Below are 21570 nucleotides of genomic sequence, written 5' to 3' on the forward strand. Positions count from 1 at the left end.
TTCGCTGTGGTGGGTGCGGACTGGACCGCTCACTGTGGCTGGTGGAGTACGGATTCGCCGGGCCCGATGCGGCGTCGACGGGCCCGGCGAACCGCCGGATTCGATCAGATCGGGTTGATCACCAGCAATGTCGCCCAGTACTCCGCGGCGGCGGCGCCGATGATCGGCATCAGGAAATCGAATAGGATGTACGACACGTACTCATTCACCTCCACCCACCGAGTCGACCCTCGCTCGGCCGGTCAAACCGCCTCGACGGTAGCACGGCGGTGAATCCGGTCACACCGCTCGCACACACGCCTGGTCAGCGGATGGAACGGACCTCGGGGTCGGTGTCGGCGTCGGCCGCGGCGGCGGCTTCGGCGATGAGTTCGTCGAGGTGGTACGGGTACACGGTCTCGCCGGAGGCGTCGAAGGTGGTGATATCGGCGGCGGTGCACCAGCGGTGTCCGGTGATCGAGCGACGCTCGACGTAGGTGAGGTTGGCCGGGCGCGGATCGAACTGCTGCACCCGCAGCGCGAAGAACAGTTCCTCGGAGCGGATGAGTTCGCCGTTGAACGGGAACACCGCCACCCGCCGCCAGATCGGGCCGCGTAGCGCCGCCGGGTCGGCGGTGTAGCCGGTTTCCTCGTGGATCTCCCGGACCGCCGCAGCGCGCAGGCTCTCCCCCGGCTCCACGCCGCCGCCGACGGTGAACCAGAACGAGACCTCGGGCACCTTCGGGTCGTTGCCGCGCATGAGCAGCACGCGGTCCTGTTCGTCGATCAGCACCGCGCGCGCCGAGGTACGGATGGTGTCGACCTCGAGCCCGGTCGCGGCGGCCGGGGTGGCGCGTTCGGTGATCTCGAAATAGGTCGGCAGTGGTGCGGTACCGCCCAGGTGCAGCAGGCGCACCGGGCGACGGGTGCGCAGGGCGAGGGTGTCGCGCACGGCGTCGTTGTGGAATCGGCGCGCGATCAGCACCCGGGCCTCGGCGTCGGCCAGCTCGGCCACCAGCTGCGGGCGCAACTGCCCGATATCGACCGCCGACAGGGCGGCAGAGAGCCGGTTCTCCACCGTCTCCCGGTCGGCGCGCCCGGCCCGTTCGGCGCGGTCGGCCAGCGTGGACAACTGTTTGGCCTGCTCCGACAGCACCGGATCGGAAACCGGACCCGCGATCGCCATCGCCACCGAACGCGCCACGACCGCGCGCCGGGCCAGGGCACCGTCGAGAGCCTGCCAGGACTGGTCCGAGCGCACGTGCAGCCGGTCGAGCCGGTTGGCGGTGGAGTAGGCCCACAGGCCGATCGCCACCACCACGGCCGCGATCAGCGCCAGGACCAGAACGGTTGTCGCGGAGAACGTGATCATCCGGCTGCCCTCACCCGGATGTCGCCGACGGTCACCGTCTCGTACACCCGCAGAATCTGTTCGGCCACCACCGGCCAGTCGTATTCGCCGACCACCTGGGTGGCCGCGCGCACCAACTCCTGACGCCGCGCGGTATCGGTGAGCACGGTGTCCAGCGCGGTGGCCAGCGCCACCGAATCACCGACCGGAACCAGCAGGCCCGCGACACCGTCACGCAACACCCGCCGGAAGGCGTCGAGTTCGCTGGCCACCACCGCGGTGCCGGCGGCCATGGCCTCGATCAGGATGATGCCGAAGCTCTCACCACCGAGATTGGGCGCCACGTAGACGTCGGCGCTGCGCATCGCCGAGGCCTTCTCCGCATCGGAGACCTGCCCGAGGAATCGCAGATGCCCGGCGTGCGGTCCGGCTTCTTTGCGCAGCCGTTCCTCGTCGCCGCGCCCGACGATCAGGATCTCGACCTCCGGATGCCTGCGCACCAGCTCGGGCAGCGCTCCGAGCAGCACTTCCATGCCCTTGCGCGGTTCGTCGTAGCGGCCGAGGAACAGCACCGTGCCGCCGGCGCGCGGGTAACCGGGCAGCATCGGAGCGCGGGCGAAGGCCGCCACGTCGACGCCGTTGGGAATCTCCACCGCATCCGAGCCGAGGGCCTCGACCTGCCAGCGCCGCGCCAGCTCCGACACCGCGATGCGGCCGCTGATCTTCTCGTGATAGGGCCGCAGCACACCCTGAAAGGTGCTGAGTACCAACGATTTCGTCGTCGAGGTGTGGAAGGTGGCCACGATCGGGCCCTCGGCGATCTTGAGCGCGAGCATCGACAGGCTGGGCGCGTTCGGCTCGTGGATGTGCAGCACATCGAAATCGTTGCCGTCGATCCAGCGGCGGATGCGGGTGTAAGCCGTGGGACCGAACGACAACCGCGCCACCGAGCCGTTGTACGGGATGGCCACCGCACGCCCGGCGGAGACCACGAACTCCGGCAACGGAGTCGAATCCGACGCGGGCGCAAGCACACTCACCTTGTGCCCGCGTTCGATCATCACCCGCGCCAGCTCGACCACATGGGCCTGCACACCGCCCGGGACATCGAACGAATAGGGGCAGACCATGCCGATCTTCATCGCTGCGCGTCTCCCCCGTCGATGCCGCCGCGCCGCGCGCCCGGATTATCCAGGCCGGCCTGCGCGGCCGCGATTCTGGCGCGTCGCTGCTCGGACAGGTCGTTCTCCCACAGCGGTTGCAGCATGTGCCAGTCGGCGGGGTGCGCGGCGATATTCGCGGCGAACCGGTCGGCCAGGGCCTGCGTAGCGGCACCGACGCCGCCCGAAACATCCAGCGGCGCACCGGTTTTCAAACCCCAGCCCTCGACTCCGGCCTCGTCGACGGTGAACCAGGCGTGTACCGGCATCAGCGCCGCACCGGTCTCGATCGCGAGCTTGGCCGCGCCGGCGGGCATCCAGGTGCGTTCGCCGAAGAAGTCCACCGGCACGCCCTTGCCGGTCAGGTCGCGCTCACCCATCAGGCAGACGATCTTGTTCTCCCGCAACCGCGCCGCCAGCTGCGGGAACGGCGGTTGTTCGCCGCCGGTGAGCGGAAAGACTTCGAAGCCGAGGCTTTCCCGGTAGGCGACGAACCGTTCGAACAACGATTCCGGTTTCAACCGCTCGGCGACGGTAGTGAAGGTGCCGTAGTTCTGCACCAGCCACATTCCGGCCATATCCCAGTTGCCCGAATGCGGCAGCACGAAGATCACCCCGCGGCCCTCGGCCAGCGCGGCATCCAGGTAGGGAATGCCGTCCACCGGCATCCGGCCCGAGGCCGCGAGCGCCGCGTGGTCCATGGTGGGCAGCCGGAACGCCTCGCGCCAATAGCGGGCGTAGGAGCGCATGCTCGCGCGGATCAGCTCATCGGGCACCGCATCGGGAGCCAGGCCGACTACCCGTGCGAGATTGCGGCGCAGCTGGGCCGGGCCGCCACCACGCACCGCGCGGTCGGCGCCCCAGTCGAACAGCTTGCGGGCGGTTGGTTCCGGCAGTGCCCGCACCATGCGCCAGCCCGCGGCGTAGGCGCGATCGCTGAGGGCACCTTTGACACGCGCGGAGAAACCGTCCTCGGATTGCGGGTGTGCGGGGCGGGTCTCGGTCGCGGTCACGACCGCCGCTCCGGGTCGGTGGTGTTCTCGGTCTGCGGCGGCGTCATCGGGATGATGTCGCGCGCCCCCGCCGAATTGCGCACCGCCAGCACGCGCTGCAACACCGTCACGATGCTGAGCACCGCGAGGATCCACATCGCGACGTGCACCGCCCAGGTCAGCCATTCGATCCCCCAATATCCGCCGATGCCGGTGAATCCGGCGCCCACCAGCACGATGACCAGCCGATCCGGGCGTTCGATGAGCCCGCCGTCGGCGGACAGTCCACTGGCTTCGGCCCTGGCCTTCGCATAGGAGATCACCTGCGAGGTCACCAGCACGACCAGGGTAGCGAACAACAAGGGCTTGCTGTTCTCGTGATAGACCGCCCACCAGGCCAGACCGCCGAAGATCGCGCCGTCGGCGACCCGGTCGCAGGTGGCGTCGAGCACCGCACCGTATTTCGTGCCGCCGCCGCGGGCCCGGGCCATGGCGCCGTCGAGCATGTCGAACATGACGAACAGCCAGATCACCATGGTGCCCCAGAACAGGTGACCGGACGGGAACAGCGTCATCGCCGCGATGATCGAGGCGGCGGTCCCGATCAGGGTCATCGCGTCCGGGGTGAGGCCGGTGCGCACCAGCGCCTTGCCGAGCGGCGCCGTCGCTTTGGCGAACGTCGCGCGACCGAAGATGCTGAGCACCGATCTACTCCTCGTCCCAGGCCGCGGCTAGCAGCGCCCTGGTCTCCCTGAGCAACTGGGGCATCACCTTGACCCCGCCGACCACCGTGATGAAGTTCGCGTCGCCACCCCAGCGCGGCACGATGTGCTGGTGCAGGTGATCGGCCAGCGATCCGCCCGCCACCCCACCGAGATTGAGCCCGACATTGAAACCGTGCGGCCGCGACACCCGCTTGATCACCCGGATCGCCTGCTGGGTGAACGCCATCAGCTCGGCGCTCTCGGCCTCGGTGAGATCTTCCAGATCCGCGACGCGGCGGTACGGCACCACCATCATGTGGCCGGGGTTGTACGGGTACAGGTTGAGCACCGCGTACACCAGCTCCCCGCGTGCCACCACGAGGCCGTCCTCGTCGGTCATCTTCGGGATATCGGTGAACGGATGCCCGGTCGCGTCCTTGGGTGTGGCGGTCGCCGCCTCGGCGATATAGGACATCCGGTACGGCGTCCACAGCCGCTGCAACCGATCCGGTTCCCCCGCACCGTGATCGACGATGTCGCCGCCGTTGTCGGTGCCCCGCAACGCGGCGGCGCCGCTGTCACTCATCGACGCTCACCGCCACCGGCGGGACGGATCTCGAAGCCTTCCGCGGTCGGCGAGCTGTTGTCGCGCCGCGCGATCCAATCGACGATGGTCTCCACCGCGTCGGCCACCGGCACCCCGTTGACCTGGGTGCCGTCGCGGAACCGGAAGCTGACGGCGTCGGCGTTCACATCACGCTCACCGGCCAGCAGCATGAACGGCACCTTCTGGGCGGTGTTGTTGAAGATCTTCTTCTGCATCCGGTCGTCGCTACGGTCGACCTGGGCGCGCACCCCGGCCTCGTGCAGCAGTTCGATCACCCGGTCCAGATGCGGTGCGAAGGCCTCGGCGACCGGGATGCCGACCACCTGCACCGGCGACAGCCAGGCCGGGAACGCGCCCGCGTAATGCTCGGTGAGCACGCCGAAGAAGCGTTCGATCGACCCGAACAGGGCGCGGTGAATCATCACCGGACGCTGCTTGGTGCCATCGGAGGCGGTGTATTCCAGGTTGAACCGTTCGGGCAGGTTGAAGTCGAGCTGGATGGTCGACATCTGCCAGGTGCGCCCGAGCGCGTCCTTGGCCTGCACCGAGATCTTCGGCCCGTAGAACGCGGCGCCGCCCGGATCCGGCACCAGCTCCAGGCCGGAGGCCGCGGCCACCTTCGACAGGGTCTCGGTGGCCTCCTCCCAGATCTCGTCGGAGCCGACGAACTTGTCCGGGTCCTTGGTCGACAGCTCCAGGTAGAAGTCGTCGAGGCCGTAATCCTTGAGCAGATCCAGCACGAAGTGCAGGGTGTTGGTCAGCTCCGCGTGCATCTGCTCTTTGGTGCAGTAGATGTGCGCGTCGTCCTGGGTCATGCCGCGCACCCGGGTCAGGCCGTGCACCACACCGGACTTCTCGTAGCGGTACACCGAACCGAATTCGAACAGCCGCAGCGGCAGCTCCCGATACGACCGGCCACGCGAGCGGAAGATCAGGTTGTGCATCGGGCAGTTCATCGGCTTGACGTAGTAGTCCTGGCCGGGCTTGCGGACGGTGCCGTCGTCGTTGTACTCGGCGTCCAGGTGCATGGCCGGGAACATGCCGTCGCGGTACCAGTCCAGGTGGCCGGACACCTCGAACAGATGGCCCTTGGTGATGTGCGGGGTGTTGACGAACTCGTAGCCCGCCGCCACGTGCCGCCGCCGCGAGTACTCCTCGAGTTCCTTGCGGATGATGCCGCCCTTGGGGTGGAACACCGGCAGCCCCGAGCCCAGTTCGTCGGGGAAGCTGAACAGGTCCAGTTCCAGGCCGAGCTTGCGGTGGTCGCGGCGTTCGGCCTCGGCCAGCAGGTGCATGTACTCGTCGAGCGCCTCCGGCGACTCCCACGCGGTGCCGTAGATGCGCTGGAGGTCCTCGCGGTTCTGATCGCCGCGCCAGTAGGCGGCCGAGCTGCGGGTGAGCTTGAAGGCCGGGATGAACTTGGTGGTGGGGATGTGCGGGCCGCGGCACAGATCGCCCCACACCCGCTCGCCCGAACGCGGGTCGAGGTTGTCGTAGATGGTCAGCTCTTTACCGCCGACCTCCATCACCTCGGGGTCGTCGATACCCGACTTGTCGCTGATCAGCTCCAGCTTGAACGGCTCGTTCGCCAGCTCCACCCGGGCGTCCTCGACCTCGACCACCCGGCGCGAAAACCGCTGCGCGCCTTTGATGATCTTCTTCATCCGGGATTCCAGCTTGGCCAGATCATCCGGGGTGAACGGCTTGTCGACGCGGAAGTCGTAGTAGAAGCCGTCCTTGATCGGCGGGCCGATGCCGAGCTTGGCCTCGGGGAACTCCTGCTGGACGGCCTGGGCCAGCACATGCGCCGCCGAGTGGCGGATGACGCTGCGGCCGGCCTCGGTGTTGGCGGCGACCGCGGTCACCTCGACGTCGACGTCCGGGGTCCAGGACAGGTCCTTGAGATCGCCGGCGGCATCGCGCACCACGACGATGGTCTCCGGTCCCTTGGTCGGCAGGCCCGCCTCACGCACCGCGGCACCCGCCGTAGTCCCGGCCGGCACCCGGACGAGGGCGGCTGGGCTGAGGGGCGCTGTGGTGGTCACGGCTGTGCTCTCCTAGGTTTCCGCGGCCGGTCTCGGCCGGCTCGCTCCGGTGTCGGACAGCCGTTCACTCCGGGCCACCCCGGTTCGTGACGGCTCGATCCGTCGATCGCAGGCCGGGTGGAACCCGGCCGCGACCATGCTATCGGGAGGTCCGCGCTCATGTGACGACGGACCGGGCGCGATGTGCCCGGTCCGACACCCACGGCCGGACCGTACGACGCGCGCGGCCCGCTCGGCGCGACCTGGCGGCCGATCAGTCCCGCGACGCCGTCTGGGCGAGCAGCTGCTCGCGTTCGGCGCTGGGTCGTTTGGGGCAGGAGGTGCACATCTCGCAGCCGGGGACCTCGTAGACCAGGCAGCAGGAGATGCGGCGGACGAAGGTACGGTCACCGACCTCGACGAACCGCGGTGCGGGCAGCTTGCCGCCGATCTCGGCGGCCAGCCGGGGCGCGGCATCGGGCGCGCCCGCGTCGATGGCGCGATTGCCGATGGCGTCGGCCACCACCGCCCACAGCGCGGGCGGCCGGGCGCCGGATACGGCGGCGACCTGAGTGATCACCGCGGTGAGCGTGTCCCGCAGCGCGGTTCCGGCCGCCGACGGCGCCGCGCCGGGCCGGTCCTGGTTCACCGTCACGTCGGCGTCGTGGAATCGGTCGCCGCCTGATTCCCCGCCGGCCTGGAGCGCGTCGGTCGATCCGGCGAAAACGATGCGGTCGACACCGCCATCGGGTCGCACCTCGCAGCCGATGCGGTCCAACCGCGCCAGCGGTGCGCGCTGCCCGGCGGCGTAGGCCCGGGCGACGGGCTCGACCAGCGCCGAGGCCACCATGCACCACCACAGGGTGCCGCCGACGCGCGCCGCGCCGGTCCCCCAGGAGCGCCCCATCTCCGCGATGCGTGCGGTCAACCAGTCCGGGTCGGTGAGCATCCGGCCCGGGACGGTGTTCACGACATCAGGGGACTGCGCAACCATTGCCATTCGACTCCGATCCAGCCGCCGATCAATCCGAATGTTCCGAGAATCCACAGGGTCGCCACGACGAGCGCGGCGGTGGCCAGCGCGGCCAGCGCCTTGAACACCGGCCCGCGGGCGCCGTACCAGGCCATGACCTGGCGGTACCGGTCCCGCAGCCAGCCCAGGGCGCGTCGCGCCCAGGCGAATTCGGTGGCCAGGATGCCGAGACCGGCGAAAACCATCGCCCAGCCGGGACCGGGGTAGGGAATCGCGACGATGCCGATGACGAGCACGACCGTCCCGACCAGCGCTACAACGATCCGGTAGGCGAGGTTCAGGGTAGGTCGGGCGCTCACCTTGTTCCGGAAGGCGCGCCAGGGGCCGGGCTTGGTGGACTGTTCCGGGTCCAGCTCGATGCTCACAGTCCCAGCCTAGAGCGCGTCCGGACCGCGGCCACCGGCCCGCGGCACACGAGTGCCCGCCAATCCCGTGCCGGGACGAGCGGGCACTCGCTACCGTTCGACGGCTCAGACGAGCTGCGCGGCGACACGTCGCCCGGACTCGTCGATATGGGCGATCCCGTCGACGCGGACCTCGATCACCCGCGCGCTGGCGATATCGAAGAACAGCCCCGACACCGTCACCCCGCGTTCGGCCACCGCCCGGCTCACCACCGGATGCCGGTGCAGATGCTCGAGCTGCACGGCGATATTGACCATGCTCAGCTGATCCACCTCACCGAAGCCCGCGGCCGCGGCGGCCCGGCGCACCGGATGGTCGTCGCGGAAGCGCTCCAAGCTCGGCCGGGCATGCTCGAGCCAGGCGTCGATCTCGGGCCCGCACGGCTGGCCGGAGTGCAGCGCGGTCATCGCGCCGCAGGAGGAATGACCGCACACCACCACCGAGCGCACGCTCAGGTTCTGCAGCGCGAAGACCAGCGCCGATTCCACCGAGGCGTCGCCGTGTTCGGGCACCAGGTTGCCGACATTGCGCACGGTGAACAGATCGCCCGGGCCGCTGTTGGTGATGATGTTGGGCACGATCCGCGAATCCGAGCAGGTCAGGAAGAACGAATCCGGGTCCTGCCGGTCGCGCAGCTCGTCCAGATGCGGGCGCACCAGGTGGGCGTGGCTGCGGTGGTAGGCGGCGATGCCGCTGACGATCGGGTCGTGCACATCGTCGCTGCCCTTCTGCTCGTCGCGCTCACCTACTCGCCAGGGGCCGAGCACATCGTCGAGGACGACGCGGCCGAAGCTGCGGGCCGGCGGCGCGCTGATGGCGGCTTCCATCCGGGCCGAGCCGATCTCCACGAAATCGACGGTGCCGCCATTGGCTTCGTGCTGGCGGGCCCAGTCGATGATGGCCTCGTAGGCGGCGTGGTCGAGGAAGTCGACCGTCATTTCCACGGTGACGTCCACGCCTGCGGGCACCTTGGCCAGGGTCGAGGACAGTTTCGGCAGCGCCAGGAACGTGCACGACCCGTCGATGCTCACCAGCCAGCGGTCACTGCCCGCGAGCGGTTTGGCATCGAGCACGACTCGCACGACCCGCCACAACAGCAGCGCGAACGCCAGCGCGAGACCGATCAGCACGCCCTCGAGCAGGTTCAGGAAGACCACCGCGGTGATGGTGACCAGGTAGACCACCAGGTCGCCGGTGCGATGGGCCATCTTGATGTGGGCGATCTTGACCAGCTGCACGCCGATCACGATCAGCAGACCGGCCAGCGCCGCCAGCGGGATCTGCTGCACCAGCCCGGCCAGCGCCACCGAGAACAGCAGCACCCATACGCCGTGCATGATCGCCGAGGCACGGCTGCGCGCACCCGCCATCACGTTGGTCGAGCTACGCACGATGACGCCGGTGACCGGCAGGCCGCCGAGCAGGCCGGACAGCATGTTGGCCGAGCCCTGGCCGATCATCTCGCGGTCGAAATTCGCCCGCGGGCCGGTGTGCATCTTGTCGATGGCGACCGCCGAGAGCAGGCTCTCCACGCTGGCGATCAGGGCGAAGGTGAGGATCATGATCGCGACGGCAGACCAGTTGCCGCTGGGGATCTCCGGCAGCGCGATCGCGTCGAACAGGGAGCCCTCCAGCTTGATGCGCGCCACGTCCAGCGGCAGCGCCAGCGAGAGCACGGTGGCGAGCAGGATGGCTACCAGCGGTCCCGGCACCACTCGAATGCGTTGGGGCACATACTTCCAGCCGAGCATGATCGCGATGACGACCAGTCCGACGAAGGCGCCGCCGGCGTGCAGCGAGCCCAGCTGCGCGGGCAGGGTGGAGATATTGCCCCAGGCCGAGCTCTCCGAATCACCGCCGAGCAGCACGTGCACCTGCTGCAGCGCGATGGTGACACCGATACCGGCGAGCATCGCGTGCACCACCACCGGCGCGACGGCCAGCGCGGCGCGGGCGATGCGGCTCAGGCCGAACAGGATCTGTAACGCACCGGCCGCGACGACGATGAAACCGGTGATGCGCCAGCCGAATTGGTTGATGGATTCGGCGACGATGACGGTGAGACCGGCGGCCGGGCCGCTCACCTGGAGCACGGAGCCGCCGAGCGAACCGGCGACGATACCGCCGATCACGGCGGCGATGAGTCCGGCGGCGACCGGCGCGCCGGAGGCGTACGCGATGCCGAGCGACAACGGCAGTGCGACAAGGAAAACCACGATCGAGGCGGGCAGATCGTAGCGCAGGATCGAAGACAGACGGTCGGACAGGGTGGATCCGGACGCCGGCTCGCCTGGCGGCGACAGCGGTGGGTTCGGATCGATCTTGGTAGCCATTGTTCTCCTTCGCCGACTCGGCAAGCGCCGAGGTCGGTTGACGATCAACATGTCCAGTCGGGCAAGGACCGCGAACCGGCATCTCGCGGTGAAGAGGCTCCCGGCACGGCAGCGGGCCGAGATTTAAACCACAACAAGGATATTAGTAAAGACTTAGCAAAGCCTGAGAAGCGGACATTTCGTACGATCCGCCACAATCCGCCGGGCCCGTGAGCCACACCACATCAGTCGCCACAAGTGACCAGACCCCTCGGCGACGCGCCGGTAGCGCCATCGACGCGATATCTCGTCCCGCACCCACCGATGACGACGAAGCTTGCCGTGGCGTGGTCATCCCCTACGGTTCAACAGCGCCCGCACCACCCGCACGCGCCGCAGGCCCGCCGCGCGCGCGGCCATCCGAAGATCCTGTGCGGAACGGGAATTCGCCTGTTCGAGAACATCGCGACAGGCGGGACGAGGCGGCCGGACAGGGCGCCCGAGATGCGAAGAGATCCGTGATGCGGGGTCGGTGTCGGTCGACATATTTCTCCTTCGCCGGTGTGACCGCAGCCGCGCCGGTTCATCGGTGGAACATGCACTGGCATCGAGATCGAGCGCGGGCGAAACGGTAACGAGGGCTCTTCGTGGCGACCGAACCGCCCGGGTAACGCGGAACAGATCGATAGTAAAGACTTACCAAAGCTGACGAAAAGGCTTTGGGACCCGAAGATGACAACCGCTATCAAACTGTGACTCGGGCCACAGTCGTGATTTGTCAGCGATGGGAAGGATTGGGGCGCACCGCCACAGCGTCCGGCAGGTGCTCTAGCGCTGCCCGAGCGCCGCGATACCGGCGTGCACGACGCGGGCGAACGTCGTCAGGTGGGTGATGAGCAAGTCGATATCCGGGTTCTCCCGGTCGGCGTGATGCAACCAGTCGGCGATCGTGTCGAACAGCCCGCCGATCGTCGACACCGCGAGCGCATGGGTATCGAGAGCGATCCCCTCGTCGACGATTCCCTCACGGCGCCACAGAGATTCGAGGAACTGCGCCGCCCAGCGCCGGTTGGCGCGGCGCTGCGCCTCCACTTTCGGCGAGATGCCGCTGGCTTCGCCGAAGGTGACGGCGGCGACGCGTGGATCGTCGACCAGGGCGTGGGCGAGGGCGGCGATCACGGCCGCGGGCACGTCACCGCCCGGCTCGACGTCCTCGAACGCCGCCAGCACGCGGCGCTGAATGCGCTCGCTGATCGATTGCAGCAGGGCGAGGTAGCAGGCTTCCTTGCTCTCGAACTGCTCGTAGAACGCCTTGTTGCCGACGTAGGCGGTCTGGGCGATCTGCTCGATGGAGGTACCGGCATATCCGTCACGGGCGATCAGTTCGAATGCGGCATCGAGGAGTTGTTCACGCCGACGGGCGCGGCGCTGGTCGGCGTCCAGGCCCTGGATGCGCCGGCCACGCGAGCCGGTGGGCCGCGCCGAGCCGATTTCTTCGGTAGCCACCACGGGTCCCACCATACCGAGCAATCCAATACGAACAAGATCTCTTGTTCATAACAAGAGCACATGCTGTAATCGACGTCACCCGATCGAAGGAGTTCCCATGCAACGACGCAGGGCGATCTGTCACCGTTCCGTTCGCGTATTCGTACCGGCCTTGCTGGCCGTCGCGCTGGTCGGCGCCGCGGGACCGGCCGTCGCCGACGACATCCCGCTGCCGCCGCTACCCAACGAGGCGCAGGTGTATCCGGCGGTGGTGCCGATTCCGACCCCGGACGAGGACCCCTGGTACGCCGATCCCGCGGACCTCGCCCGCTACGCCCCCGGTGACGTCGTGCGCAGCCGCGTCGTGCAGACCTATTCGCTAGCTGTGCCCGTCCCGGTGCACACCACGCAGCTGCTGTATCGAACCAACGACGCCCAGCACAATCCCGTGGTCACGGCGACCACGGTGCTCATGCCCGGCATTCCCTGGCTCGGCCCCGGCCCGCGTCCGCTGATCTCGTATCAGGAGGCGATCGACAGCCTCGGGCCGCAGTGCAACCCCTCTTACACATTGCGCGCGGGGTTGCAGAAGGAAATCGCCATCATCAGCCAGTTCCTGGCCACCGGTGCGGCCGTCGCGGTGCCGGACTTCGACGGCAAGAACAACGCCATCATGGCGCCCAGCGAAGGCATCATGGTGCTCGACGGCCTACGCGCCGCCAAGCGGGCCGGACGCGGGCTCGAGCACTCACCCATCGGCATGTGGGGCTACTCCGGTGGCGGTAACGCCACTGCCTCGGCGGCCGAGCAGCACGCGCGATACGCGCCCGAGTTGCCGATCAAAGCCAGTGCGCAGGGCGGTATTCCGGGCGACAAGGCCGCCATCGCCCCGTACGCCATCTCCGGTGCGCAACCGCAGGCGAACTTCACCGGCTGGCTGGCGGTGCTCGGCTTGGCGCGCGCCTACCCGGAGTTCGATCGACTGCTGCAGGAAGAGCTCACCCCGGACGGCGCGCGGATCGCCGCGGATCTGAGCAACCGCTGCCTCTACACGGTCGTCGGGACCACGCTGCTGCGGCCGATGGTGAACTACCTGAAGAATCCGGAGATCCTCCAGCATCCGGTGGTGCAGAAGGCGCTGTCGGAGGCGAGCTTCGGCCGTCCCGAGAACACGCCGGATATGCCGATCCTGGCCTGGCATTCCACCACCGATCAGCTGCTTCCGGCCGAGCTGGCCTGGGACGGGATCGCCGGGTCCTACTGCGAGCGCGGGGTGAACATGCGCTACTTCCGCGTCCCGGCCTCGGAGCATCTGAGCGCCGAGATCGTGCCCGAGCTGGCTACGGTGGCCTGGGTGATGGCCGTGATCGCCGGGGCCGACCCGGGGCCGCGGGTATGTTGAGCGCCGCGTCACCGGCGCGCTGGCGGACCACCGCACGCCAGATCGCCGTCTTGCAGCGTGGCGGCATGATCGATGTGCGCAGGCCCGACGCGCTCGTCCGCAAGGCCGCCACGATGCGCCGGCTGGGGCCGATCGCCGGGGGTATCCACGAGTCGGCGCGCCGCACGCCCGACCGGGTCGCGCTGATCGATCGATCCGGTTCCTACACCTATCGCGACCTGGACACCCGGGCCCAGCTCCTGGCGGCGCGCTGGCGTGCGGCCGGGATCAGCGGCGACGACACGGTGGCGGTCCTCGGCCGCGACAGCGTGCGACTGGTCGCCACGATGGCCGCCACGGCCTGGCTCGGCGCCCGGCTGGTGCTGCTCAATACCGGGTTCGGCCGGACCCAGATGCAGGACGTGTGCGCGCGGGAGGGGGTGAGCGCCGTCGTCACCGATCCAGAGCTGCACGAGATGACCGATGACCTGCCGGCCGAGGTGTGGCGACTGGATGCCGAGGACCCGACCGGCACCTGCCGGCTGGCGCAGCCCCGCAGGCAGGGCGGTTTCGTACTGCTCACCGGCGGGACGACGGGCACACCGAAGGGCGCACCGCGACGGGTCGAGTCGCCGCTGGCCGCGGCGCAATTCCTCGATCGGGTGCCCTTGCGGCGCGAGCAGACGATCCTGTTATGCGCGCCGCTGTTCCACGGCACCGCGCTGTCGCAGTTCATCCTCGCGCTCAATCTCGGCTCGACACTGGTGCTGCACGGTCGCTTCGATGCCGCGCGGGCGGTGGCGCAGCTGGCCGAACATCGCTGCGACATGGTCGTTCTGGTGCCGACGATGTTGCGCCGGATCCTCGATCTCGGCCCCGAAACGCTGGCCGGCTACGACACCTCGGCCCTGCGCATCGTGTTCACCGCGGGCGCCGCGCTACCCCCGGCGCTCGGCGATCGCGCGGTCGAGGCCTTCGGCCCGGTGATCTACAACTTCTACGGTTGCACCGAAACCGGCACCGCCACCATCGCGACTCCCGAGGATTGGCTCGCCGCGCCCGGCACGGTCGGGCGGGCACCGGTCGGCATCACCGTCGCGCTCTACGGCGCCGATGGCCGCCGGGTCACCGAGCCGGGCGCAGTCGGCACCGTCCATGTCGGTAATTCCATTGCCTTCCAGGGCTATTCCGGTGGCGGCTGCAAGGCGATCCGGGACGGGCTGATGAGTACCGGCGACCTGGGTCATCTGGACGCCGCGGGCCGGCTGTTCATCGACGGACGCGATGACGACATGATCGTTTCCGGCGGTGAGAACGTCTTCCCCGGCGAGGTGGAGGATCTGCTCTACAGCCATCCGGAGATCGCCGAGGCCGCGGTCATGGGGGTTCCCGACGAGGAGTTCGGTGCCCGTCTGGCGGCGTTCGTGGTGCGCACCGGGCCCGTGGACGAGCCGGGCGTGCAGGAGTTCGTCAAGGCGCATCTGGCGCGCTTCAAGGCGCCGCGGGATGTGTTCTTCCTCGACGAATTGCCGCGGACGCCGACGGGCAAGATCGACCGCAGGCAGCTGGGCACGCACTATTCGGTCGAGCAGTGAGATCCACGCGCCCGCTGGGCTGACCGAGCCCGAACACAAGAAAGGGCCCTGACCGGTTGATACTGGTCAGGGCCCTTTTCGAGTGGTCCCAGCTGGGATCGAACCAGCGACCTTCCGCGTGTGAGGCGGACGCTCTCCCGCTGAGCTATGAGACCATCATCGGCCGGCGAGCGGCCATCCGGACCGCGCTGCGGGGCACCGTCCGAACGAGTAGGAACCTTAACACGCAGCCCCCGCCGACTACCAAATCGCCCCTCCCGGGCAGTCGTTCACACCCGGCCGGGACATGCGGGAGGCGGTTGAGCCGACATCCGGCGCGGGCGATCCGGCGGTGCCGGCGCAACTTCGGCTCCGCCGGCGCACCCAGTGGCCCACGATCCGTACCCGATGAACACTCACCACCGAACCAGCACTGGAACTACCCGCGTGTAATTCGATTTCGGGCCCTCCTACCAGCGGATTTGTAGGTTGCGCCGAACGTCGGCTAATGTTCTGTCTCGCACCACGGAGGCGAACAACCCGCCACCGGGAGGCGAAATGCGGATGTAGCGCAGCTGGTAGCGCATCACCTTGCCAAGGTGAGGGTCGCGGGTTCGAATCCCGTCATCCGCTCGAGAGGTAGGGCCAGGCAATAATTATTCGCCGTCCCCCTTTGCGCGGTGGAGTGGCCGAGTGGTGAGGCAACGGCCTGCAAAGCCGTGCACACGGGTTCGATTCCCGTCTCCACCTCGCGCGATTAGCTCAGCGGGAGAGCGCTTCCCTGACACGGAAGAGGTCACTGGTTCAATCCCAGTATCGCGCACCATCATGAAAGCCCCGGCTTCGGCCGGGGCTTTCGTGTTTCCCAGCGGTACCCGGCTCGAGGGCCGACCGCGCCGGTCGCAGCAGCCGGAACCCGTCGGTGCCCACCGCTAGGCTGACGCCGACAACGGCGCAGCGACCGGACACCACCGGTCCCCAGCAGAAAGTCATACGGGTGGCGACAGATCGGGTTCGGGAGCACGACAGCGCGGATACCGCCGACGATATGGTCGACGACCTCGCCGAACACCTCGGCTTCGCACTCGACGACATGGACGAACGGCTCACCCGGCTGGTCGACGACTACGCGCTGGACCGGCCGCGAGCAGCGGAAATCCTGCGGCTACGCCTCGGCCTCGGCGACCGCGGCCCGCAAACGCTCACCAGGATCGCGGCCGGCTTCGACTTCTCCCGCGACCGCATCCGGCAGCTGCACACCAAAGCCGCCGGTGAACTCCTACGGCAAGCCAAGCTTGCCGGCGCCCTGCCCGCCGCCGAATTCGCGGCCCGCTACCCCACCACCGCCAAGGACCAGCAGCTCGTGCGGGCGCTGCTGACCGAAACCTACGTCACCGCCACCGATCTCGTCGCCAACGAACTCTCCTACCTGAAACTGCGACTGGCCGGGCACGACGCGGCCGACGCCCGACGGATCTCCGGATTCGTCACCCAGCGCCTGGCCGCCTGGCGCAAGAAGACCAACCACCGGCTGGCCAGACTGCACGACGGCGCACCGTTCCCCGTCGGCCACGACAACGCCTGGCTCGACCGCGTCGAATGGCCCACCGGCTCCACCTTCCCCACACCCCTGCCCACCGACTCCGCGCGCACGCTCGACGGCGACGACGACGGACGAGGCCGCTTCTACCTGGACAAGGTGGGTCGCGACGTCGGCTTCGACTCCGGACTCGAAGCGCGGCTGCTGGGCATTCTCAACGCCGACGAGCGGATCAGCACCTTCCAGGAGAATCCCGACGCCGTGCTCTACCAGGTGGACGGCGAGCAGGACGTGCACTTCCCCACCGCGGCGACCCAGCTGGCCGACGGGCGCATCGCGCTGATCGAGGTACAACCGCTGGGCCGCATCGCCTTCCGCGACTACCGCGCCCGCGCGGCCGCCGCCCGCGCCTACGCACACGACAACGGCTGGGGCCTGCTGGTGTGGACCGGATCGACGATCGGAGTACCCGAACTGGCCACACGCCACATCGACCCCACCGTGGAAACACCCCTGTGCGAACTGGTGGACCAGGGCCAGGCGAGCTGGCCCGCGCTACGGCAGCTACGCGCCGATACCGGCCTCGAACCACTGGATCTGGCCGCCGCGGTGCTGCGACATGACTGGTCGTGGGATCGCGGCAGCTACCGGATCAGCGCATCACCAGTGTCGCCGTCATGAACGTCACCAGCAGCATCATCGAGAAGATGGTGATCAGCTGCCAGTGGTTGATGGTCTGATGCAGCCGGGCGATCGCCGCGCGCAGCGCCCGTTCGGACCGCTGCTGGTCGATCAGCTTGCGCTGGGCCTCGGCCACCGCGTCGGCGTGCTTTTGCACGGTGTGTTCCGAGCGCTCCATCCGGTGAGAGAGCTTGGCGATCTGTTTGGTCTTGTCGCGCAGCGATTTCCGTGACATCGCCAGCGCGGTGCGCTGGTTCACCAGTTCCTGACGCTGACGGGCGATCATCATCGCCTGCGTCTTGGTGTGCTGCTCCCAATCGGTCACCGGTGCCCATCCCTTCCTCAACTCGTCGCGGTAACCCCACGCGACCTCACCTTCCACCCACTGACGCAGGAACTCGCGCAACTCGTAGGGCTGCTGCCGCGGGACCACCACACCATCGGGACCGAGCTCCAGCAGCCCCGAGACGGTGCGATAGTCGCAGGAGTTGGGTTCGAGGTCCTCGATGCCGAGCGCGGGCAGCTGCGCCACCCAGAAACCGGGCGCGCACAACCACAGCACCCCGGTGAACCCGATGGCGCGCAACCGATCCGTATGTGCCTGGGCCAGTTCCTGAGTGAGGGGTCCGGTGCGCACCTCGATCGCGTAGCGGCTGTCACCTTTACGCCAGTAGACGTCTACGGTCACCGAGCCGATCCGGCGGTCCACCACGGCCTCGTCGGCCCCGAACGCGAGCATCCGGGCGGCCAGCCAGAACTTCAGTCGCTGGACATCCCACTGCGCGGCGGCGCACCGCGCGCACCCGCACCCGTAACCGGCCGGTGACTCCCTGGCCTGACGCGTTTTGCCTGGTCCGTCCGATATCCCCAACTCGGCAAGGATTGCCCGGCGCCCGCACGCGTTGTCTGTCCGCTGCTTCGTCTGCACGCGACCACCCACCTAACCCATCCCATAGCGACCTGCCCGGCACAGACCGGCACTTTCCAGGGTGCGGCAACCGGCCGGTCCCCGCCACCCTTTCACCGTGAGGCGTTATCCAGATGCGACTCGCCCGCGACGGCTCTGCCGCCGCGATGTGATGTCGGCGGCGACCGTGTCGGCGGCCGCGGCTGCTCCGTCGGTGAGGATCGTGCGGATCAGCCCGCGTAACCATAGATGGCCGCTGTCGGCGGTGTTACGCGGATGCCATGCCATGCCCACCGAGATACCGGGTAGTGGCAGCGGAATGTCGAAGGCGCACAGCCCCAATGGCGCCAGCAGCGCCGCGGAGAGGCGGGCCGGCGCCGGGCAGACCAGCGCACCCGCGCGCACCGCGAGCAGGCCCGTCATCAGATCCGGGACGGTGGCGACGACGCGGCGGGTGCGACCGTGCAGGGCCAGCCGATCGTCGATCGGACCGCGGGCGCGACCGACCCGGGAGATGCTCAGATGCGCGGCACCGGCGTAGGCGGCGACGGTGACCTTGTCGGTGATCAGCGGGTGCTCCGGGGCCGCCACTCCGATCCAGCGGTCGAGCAGGATGTGCTGGACGACGGTCTCCGGATCGGTGTGCTCGATGACGCCGACCTCCACGTCCACCCGGCCCTCACGCAGCGCGCCCGCACCGTCGGCCGTGTCCGGCAGGAAGTGCAGCGTGACACCGGGCGCCTCGGCGCGCACGGCGGCCAGCAGCGGTGCGGACAGTTCGGCGAGTACGCCGTCGCCGGCGCGGATGCTGAACCCGCGCTTGAGCGTTGCCGGATCGAGAGCGGCGCGCGGGGTGAGCAGGCTGCGGCCTTGGTCGACGAGGCGGCTGACCTCATGGCGCAGTTCCAGCGCACGCGGGGTCGGCACCAGGTTGCGGCCGGCCCGCACCAGCAGCGGATCGCCGAGCACGCGGCGCAGGCGCGCGAGCGTGCGGCTCATCGCGGGGGCCGAGGTGTGCAGCCGTTCGGCGGCCAGCGTGACGCTGTTGGTCTCCAGCAACGCGTCCAGCGCGACCAGCAGGTTCATATCCAGCGACTCCACCGGCGGATTATCGCCAGCGCAACGAGCCGGCGGCAAACTTGCCGCGCCGGGTAATCCGCAGCCCAGGCGGGCCTTCAGGAGTCGCCGGCGTAGGCGTCCTCGGTGACCGGCGCACTCTGCTGCGGCATCGAGGCACCGGAGGATCGGCGGTTGCCGAGCACCTGATAGGCCGCCGGGCGGATGGGCCGGACCCATTGCGCCGCACGCGCGCCACGGGGCAGCTTCACCCCCATATCGGCAAGCATGTCGTCGAGGTTCTGGATGGCGAACGGTTCGATGACGGTGCCGTGCGCGTGCCTGCCCCCGGTGCGCTCCTCCAGCCAGGCCAGCCTGCGGTCGGTGTGTTCGGCCATGGCCTCGGCGCTGGGCAGTCGCAGATCGCCGGTCAGCAGCGCGGCGGTCCAGTGCGCGCCGACCTCGGCGCCCAGTGCGCTGATCAGCGAGGAGTTGTAGCCGGCGAAGCTCAGGTGTGGTACGCCGAGCGGCAGGATGTGCCGGTAGAGGCGGAAGTTGCCGTTGTCGTCGGTCAGCTGGCGCTGGATGTAGGGGGTCAGGAACGGCACCCGCTGCTGGAAGCCGGTCGCGCACACGACGATATCGGCGGGGATCCGGCTGCCGTCGGACAGGATCGCCGTCGGGCCGGCCGGACCGGCGTGCAGTTCGGCGATGGTCGTCTCCCGCCGGACGGTGATACGGCCCTCGGCGACCTGCTCGAAAAAGCCCTCGGTGGCCACACTCACCGACTGGTCGGCGATCTCCTCGATCCGGCCCTGCGGCATCAACCCCAGCTCATCGAGGCGCAGGCGCTTGGCGGCCAGGGCCTGCACCAGGTCCAGGTTGCTCTCGCGGAACGACCGGGCCGGGCCGTGCAGGAAACGTTCGAAGCGGCCTGGTTCCTGGTGCCGGAAGTGAGCCTCGCCCGTCCTGGTCAGCAGCAGCCGTTCGGCGTCGATGCCCTTGGCGAGTTTGCGCGGCAGCTTCCAGTTCACCCGGCGGGCCAGCACGGTGGTGGAGGCGGCGACATGGCTGACGGCCTCGGCCAGATCGCAGGCCGAGCGGCCATAGCCCACGATGACGACGTTCTGGTCGCGCACCGCCGCCACGTCGACGAACTGCGAAGCGTGCCCGAGCGCCCCGCCACCGGCCTGGTAGGCGTCCTCACCGCGGAAGTACGGCATGGCAGGCTCACTGAACACACCGTTGGCGATCACCAGGTGATCGAAGGAGGTGCGGTGGATGCCGTCGCCCTCGCGAATTTCGAGCAGCCAGCCGCCGTCCACCGGATCGGCGGCCACGACCTCGGTGCCCAGCCGCAATGCGCTCTCGAAGCCGAACCGGCGCACATATCCGGCCAGGTACTCCTGCATCTGCTGCCCGTCGGGCACCCGCGGCCACTCGGCAGGCATCGGATGGTCGGAGAAGTGATAGGTGTGCTTGCTCGTCTGCGCACGCAGGCCCGGATAACGCCTGGTGGCGCTCCATACCCCACCGACGTCGGGGGTGCGGTCGAACACCTCGACCGAAAAGCCCGCCCGACTCAGCACTTTGGCGCAGGCCAGACCTGCGATACCCGCACCGACGATTCCGATACGGTTCCCGCTCCTCATGCGCAGGAGACTACGTCGCCGCGGCCCGCCGGCAAAGTGGAGCCCCGGTCACGGCGCTCCCGGGGCGGGCCCGGGACGGTGGTGGCGGGCGGTCTCAGGCATAGCAAGGCGGTTGCCGATGTCCGGCACGGCACACCCGGCAAACCTCGGGCACCGCGCGCGGTTCGTGCTGTACTGGACGTATGAGCAACACCCCAGTCATCGTGGACCGGGCCGGTTTATGGGATGCCGAGGCGCTCAGCGACGTCGCCGCGGCGACCTTCCCGCTGGCGTGCCCGCCCGGCGCGACCGCCGACGACATCGAGATCTTCATCTCCGAGGTGCTCTCGGGCGAACGATTCGGCGAATACCTGTCCGATCCGGCGCGCACGGTGCTCAAGGCGGTGGCCGGCGGCGAGATCGTCGGTTACGCGATGCTCGTCGGTGGTGAACCCGCCGATCCGGAGGTCGCGGCGGCGGTCGATGTGCGGCCGGTGGTCGAGATCAGCAAGATGTATGTGCTGCCCGGCCACCACGGGACTGGCGTGTCCACGGCACTGATGGTGGCAGCGCTCGACCGCGCCCGCGAGGACGGTTACGCGGGTGTGTGGCTCGGGGTGAATCAGGAAAACGCCCGCGCGCAACGCTTCTACGCCAAGCACGGCTTCGACACGGTCGGCACCAAGACCTTCACCGTCGGCAATCAGGTCCACCACGACTACGTGATGCAGCTGGTGTTCTGAGC

Annotated in this window: 17 protein-coding genes and 4 tRNA genes; 7 read left to right on the plus strand and 14 right to left on the minus strand. The window is 68.8% G+C overall.

The window, feature by feature from the left end; translation table 11 throughout:
- Positions 1-304 precede the first annotated feature (304 nt).
- From NOCYR_RS17970 to NOCYR_RS18015, 10 genes are all read right to left on the minus strand, one after another.
- A complete protein-coding gene (locus NOCYR_RS17970) occupies positions 305-1348 on the minus strand; it encodes an NUDIX hydrolase (protein ID WP_048834257.1) in 1044 nt (347 codons plus the stop codon).
- Positions 1348-2472, minus strand: coding sequence for a glycosyltransferase family 4 protein (locus tag NOCYR_RS17975; protein ID WP_014351826.1), 1125 nt, complete (start codon positions 2470-2472; stop codon positions 1348-1350). The genes NOCYR_RS17970 and NOCYR_RS17975 overlap by 1 nt, the downstream gene beginning before the upstream one ends.
- On the minus strand, positions 2469-3398 hold the full coding sequence (locus NOCYR_RS17980) for a phosphatidylinositol mannoside acyltransferase (protein WP_048834258.1): 930 nt from the start codon (positions 3396-3398) through the stop codon (positions 2469-2471). Before NOCYR_RS17980 ends, NOCYR_RS17975 begins: the two co-directional genes overlap by 4 nt.
- Before the next feature lie 101 nt (positions 3399-3499).
- Complete coding sequence (gene pgsA, locus NOCYR_RS17985) at positions 3500-4186, minus strand: phosphatidylinositol phosphate synthase (RefSeq protein WP_014351828.1); 687 nt, start codon at positions 4184-4186, stop codon at positions 3500-3502.
- Between the two features lie 4 nt (positions 4187-4190).
- The gene (locus NOCYR_RS17990; protein WP_014351829.1) at positions 4191-4772 is read right to left on the minus strand and encodes an HIT family protein; all 582 of its coding nucleotides are present in this window, start codon (positions 4770-4772) and stop codon (positions 4191-4193) included.
- Positions 4769-6838, minus strand: a complete 2070-nt coding sequence (gene thrS / locus NOCYR_RS17995; RefSeq protein WP_014351830.1) for a threonine--tRNA ligase — start codon at positions 6836-6838, stop codon at positions 4769-4771. The genes NOCYR_RS17990 and thrS overlap by 4 nt, the downstream gene beginning before the upstream one ends.
- A gap of 253 nt (positions 6839-7091) precedes the next feature.
- Complete coding sequence (locus NOCYR_RS18000; protein WP_014351831.1) at positions 7092-7787, minus strand: (2Fe-2S)-binding protein; 696 nt, start codon at positions 7785-7787, stop codon at positions 7092-7094.
- The gene (locus NOCYR_RS18005; RefSeq protein WP_014351832.1) at positions 7784-8215 is read right to left on the minus strand and encodes a TIGR02611 family protein; all 432 of its coding nucleotides are present in this window, start codon (positions 8213-8215) and stop codon (positions 7784-7786) included. Before NOCYR_RS18005 ends, NOCYR_RS18000 begins: the two co-directional genes overlap by 4 nt.
- A 105-nt stretch (positions 8216-8320) precedes the next feature.
- Entirely contained in the window at positions 8321-10588 is a 2268-nt protein-coding gene (locus NOCYR_RS18010; RefSeq protein ID WP_014351833.1) for a SulP family inorganic anion transporter, read from the minus strand.
- Positions 10589-11395: 807 nt separating this feature from the next.
- A complete protein-coding gene (locus NOCYR_RS18015; protein WP_014351834.1) occupies positions 11396-12076 on the minus strand; it encodes a TetR/AcrR family transcriptional regulator in 681 nt (226 codons plus the stop codon).
- 97 nt (positions 12077-12173) lie between these two features.
- On the opposite strand from NOCYR_RS18015, the gene NOCYR_RS18020 reads away from it, so the two are divergent.
- Together NOCYR_RS18020 and NOCYR_RS18025 are read left to right on the plus strand one after the other, a co-directional pair.
- A complete protein-coding gene (locus NOCYR_RS18020; protein ID WP_048833497.1) occupies positions 12174-13457 on the plus strand; it encodes a lipase family protein in 1284 nt (427 codons plus the stop codon).
- Entirely contained in the window at positions 13451-15031 is a 1581-nt protein-coding gene (locus NOCYR_RS18025; protein ID WP_048833498.1) for an AMP-binding protein, read from the plus strand. The genes NOCYR_RS18020 and NOCYR_RS18025 overlap by 7 nt, the downstream gene beginning before the upstream one ends.
- A gap of 83 nt (positions 15032-15114) precedes the next feature.
- Here NOCYR_RS18025 and NOCYR_RS18030 read toward each other — a convergent pair.
- Positions 15115-15186 (minus strand) — tRNA-Val (locus tag NOCYR_RS18030).
- A gap of 384 nt (positions 15187-15570) precedes the next feature.
- Here NOCYR_RS18030 and NOCYR_RS18035 point away from each other — a divergent pair.
- The 4 genes from NOCYR_RS18035 (at position 15571) to NOCYR_RS18050 (ending at position 17231) form a co-directional block, all read left to right on the plus strand.
- A tRNA-Gly gene (locus NOCYR_RS18035) sits at positions 15571-15643 on the plus strand.
- A gap of 46 nt (positions 15644-15689) precedes the next feature.
- Positions 15690-15760 (plus strand) — tRNA-Cys (locus tag NOCYR_RS18040).
- Position 15761: 1 nt separating this feature from the next.
- Positions 15762-15836 (plus strand) — tRNA-Val (locus NOCYR_RS18045).
- Positions 15837-16007: 171 nt separating this feature from the next.
- Positions 16008-17231: a hypothetical protein gene (locus NOCYR_RS18050; protein WP_231855954.1), complete on the plus strand. Its 1224-nt coding sequence runs from the start codon at positions 16008-16010 to the stop codon at positions 17229-17231.
- On the opposite strand, the gene NOCYR_RS18055 is transcribed toward NOCYR_RS18050, so the two are convergent.
- The 3 genes from NOCYR_RS18055 to NOCYR_RS18065 all read right to left on the minus strand — a co-directional run bounded on the left by NOCYR_RS18055 (position 17203) and on the right by NOCYR_RS18065 (position 20846).
- Positions 17203-18102 (minus strand): DUF4239 domain-containing protein, encoded by a 900-nt coding sequence (locus tag NOCYR_RS18055; protein ID WP_228792665.1) that lies wholly within the window; start codon positions 18100-18102, stop codon positions 17203-17205. The two genes, NOCYR_RS18050 and NOCYR_RS18055, sit on opposite strands and share 29 nt — an antisense overlap.
- Positions 18103-18264: 162 nt before the next feature.
- Positions 18265-19239 (minus strand): LysR family transcriptional regulator, encoded by a 975-nt coding sequence (locus NOCYR_RS18060; protein WP_014351839.1) that lies wholly within the window; start codon positions 19237-19239, stop codon positions 18265-18267.
- Positions 19240-19313: 74 nt separating this feature from the next.
- The gene (locus NOCYR_RS18065) at positions 19314-20846 is read right to left on the minus strand and encodes a flavin-containing monooxygenase (protein ID WP_081505444.1); all 1533 of its coding nucleotides are present in this window, start codon (positions 20844-20846) and stop codon (positions 19314-19316) included.
- Between the two features lie 182 nt (positions 20847-21028).
- Here NOCYR_RS18065 and NOCYR_RS18070 point away from each other — a divergent pair, with 182 nt between their 5' ends.
- The gene (locus NOCYR_RS18070; RefSeq protein WP_014351841.1) at positions 21029-21568 is read left to right on the plus strand and encodes a GNAT family N-acetyltransferase; all 540 of its coding nucleotides are present in this window, start codon (positions 21029-21031) and stop codon (positions 21566-21568) included.
- The last annotated feature ends 2 nt before the right edge of the window (positions 21569-21570 follow it).

Source organism: Nocardia cyriacigeorgica GUH-2 (genome assembly GCF_000284035.1).
GTDB lineage: Bacteria > Actinomycetota > Actinomycetes > Mycobacteriales > Mycobacteriaceae > Nocardia > Nocardia cyriacigeorgica_B.

Bases quoted from the DNA above. Each gene is read 5' to 3' on its own strand.
- NOCYR_RS17975 (WP_014351826.1), bottom strand. From the start codon at position 2,472: ATGAAGATCGGCATGGTCTGCCCCTATTCGTTCGATGTCCCGGGCGGT.
- NOCYR_RS17980 (WP_048834258.1), bottom strand. From the start codon at position 3,398: ATGGTGCGGGCACTGCCGGAACCAACCGCCCGCAAGCTGTTCGACTGG.
- NOCYR_RS17990 (WP_014351829.1), bottom strand. From the start codon at position 4,772: ATGAGTGACAGCGGCGCCGCCGCGTTGCGGGGCACCGACAACGGCGGC.
- NOCYR_RS18010 (WP_014351833.1), bottom strand. From the start codon at position 10,588: ATGGCTACCAAGATCGATCCGAACCCACCGCTGTCGCCGCCAGGCGAG.
- NOCYR_RS18020 (WP_048833497.1), top strand. From the start codon at position 12,174: ATGCAACGACGCAGGGCGATCTGTCACCGTTCCGTTCGCGTATTCGTA.
- NOCYR_RS18025 (WP_048833498.1), top strand. From the start codon at position 13,451: ATGTTGAGCGCCGCGTCACCGGCGCGCTGGCGGACCACCGCACGCCAG.
- NOCYR_RS18065 (WP_081505444.1), bottom strand. From the start codon at position 20,846: ATGAGGAGCGGGAACCGTATCGGAATCGTCGGTGCGGGTATCGCAGGT.
- NOCYR_RS18070 (WP_014351841.1), top strand. From the start codon at position 21,029: ATGAGCAACACCCCAGTCATCGTGGACCGGGCCGGTTTATGGGATGCC.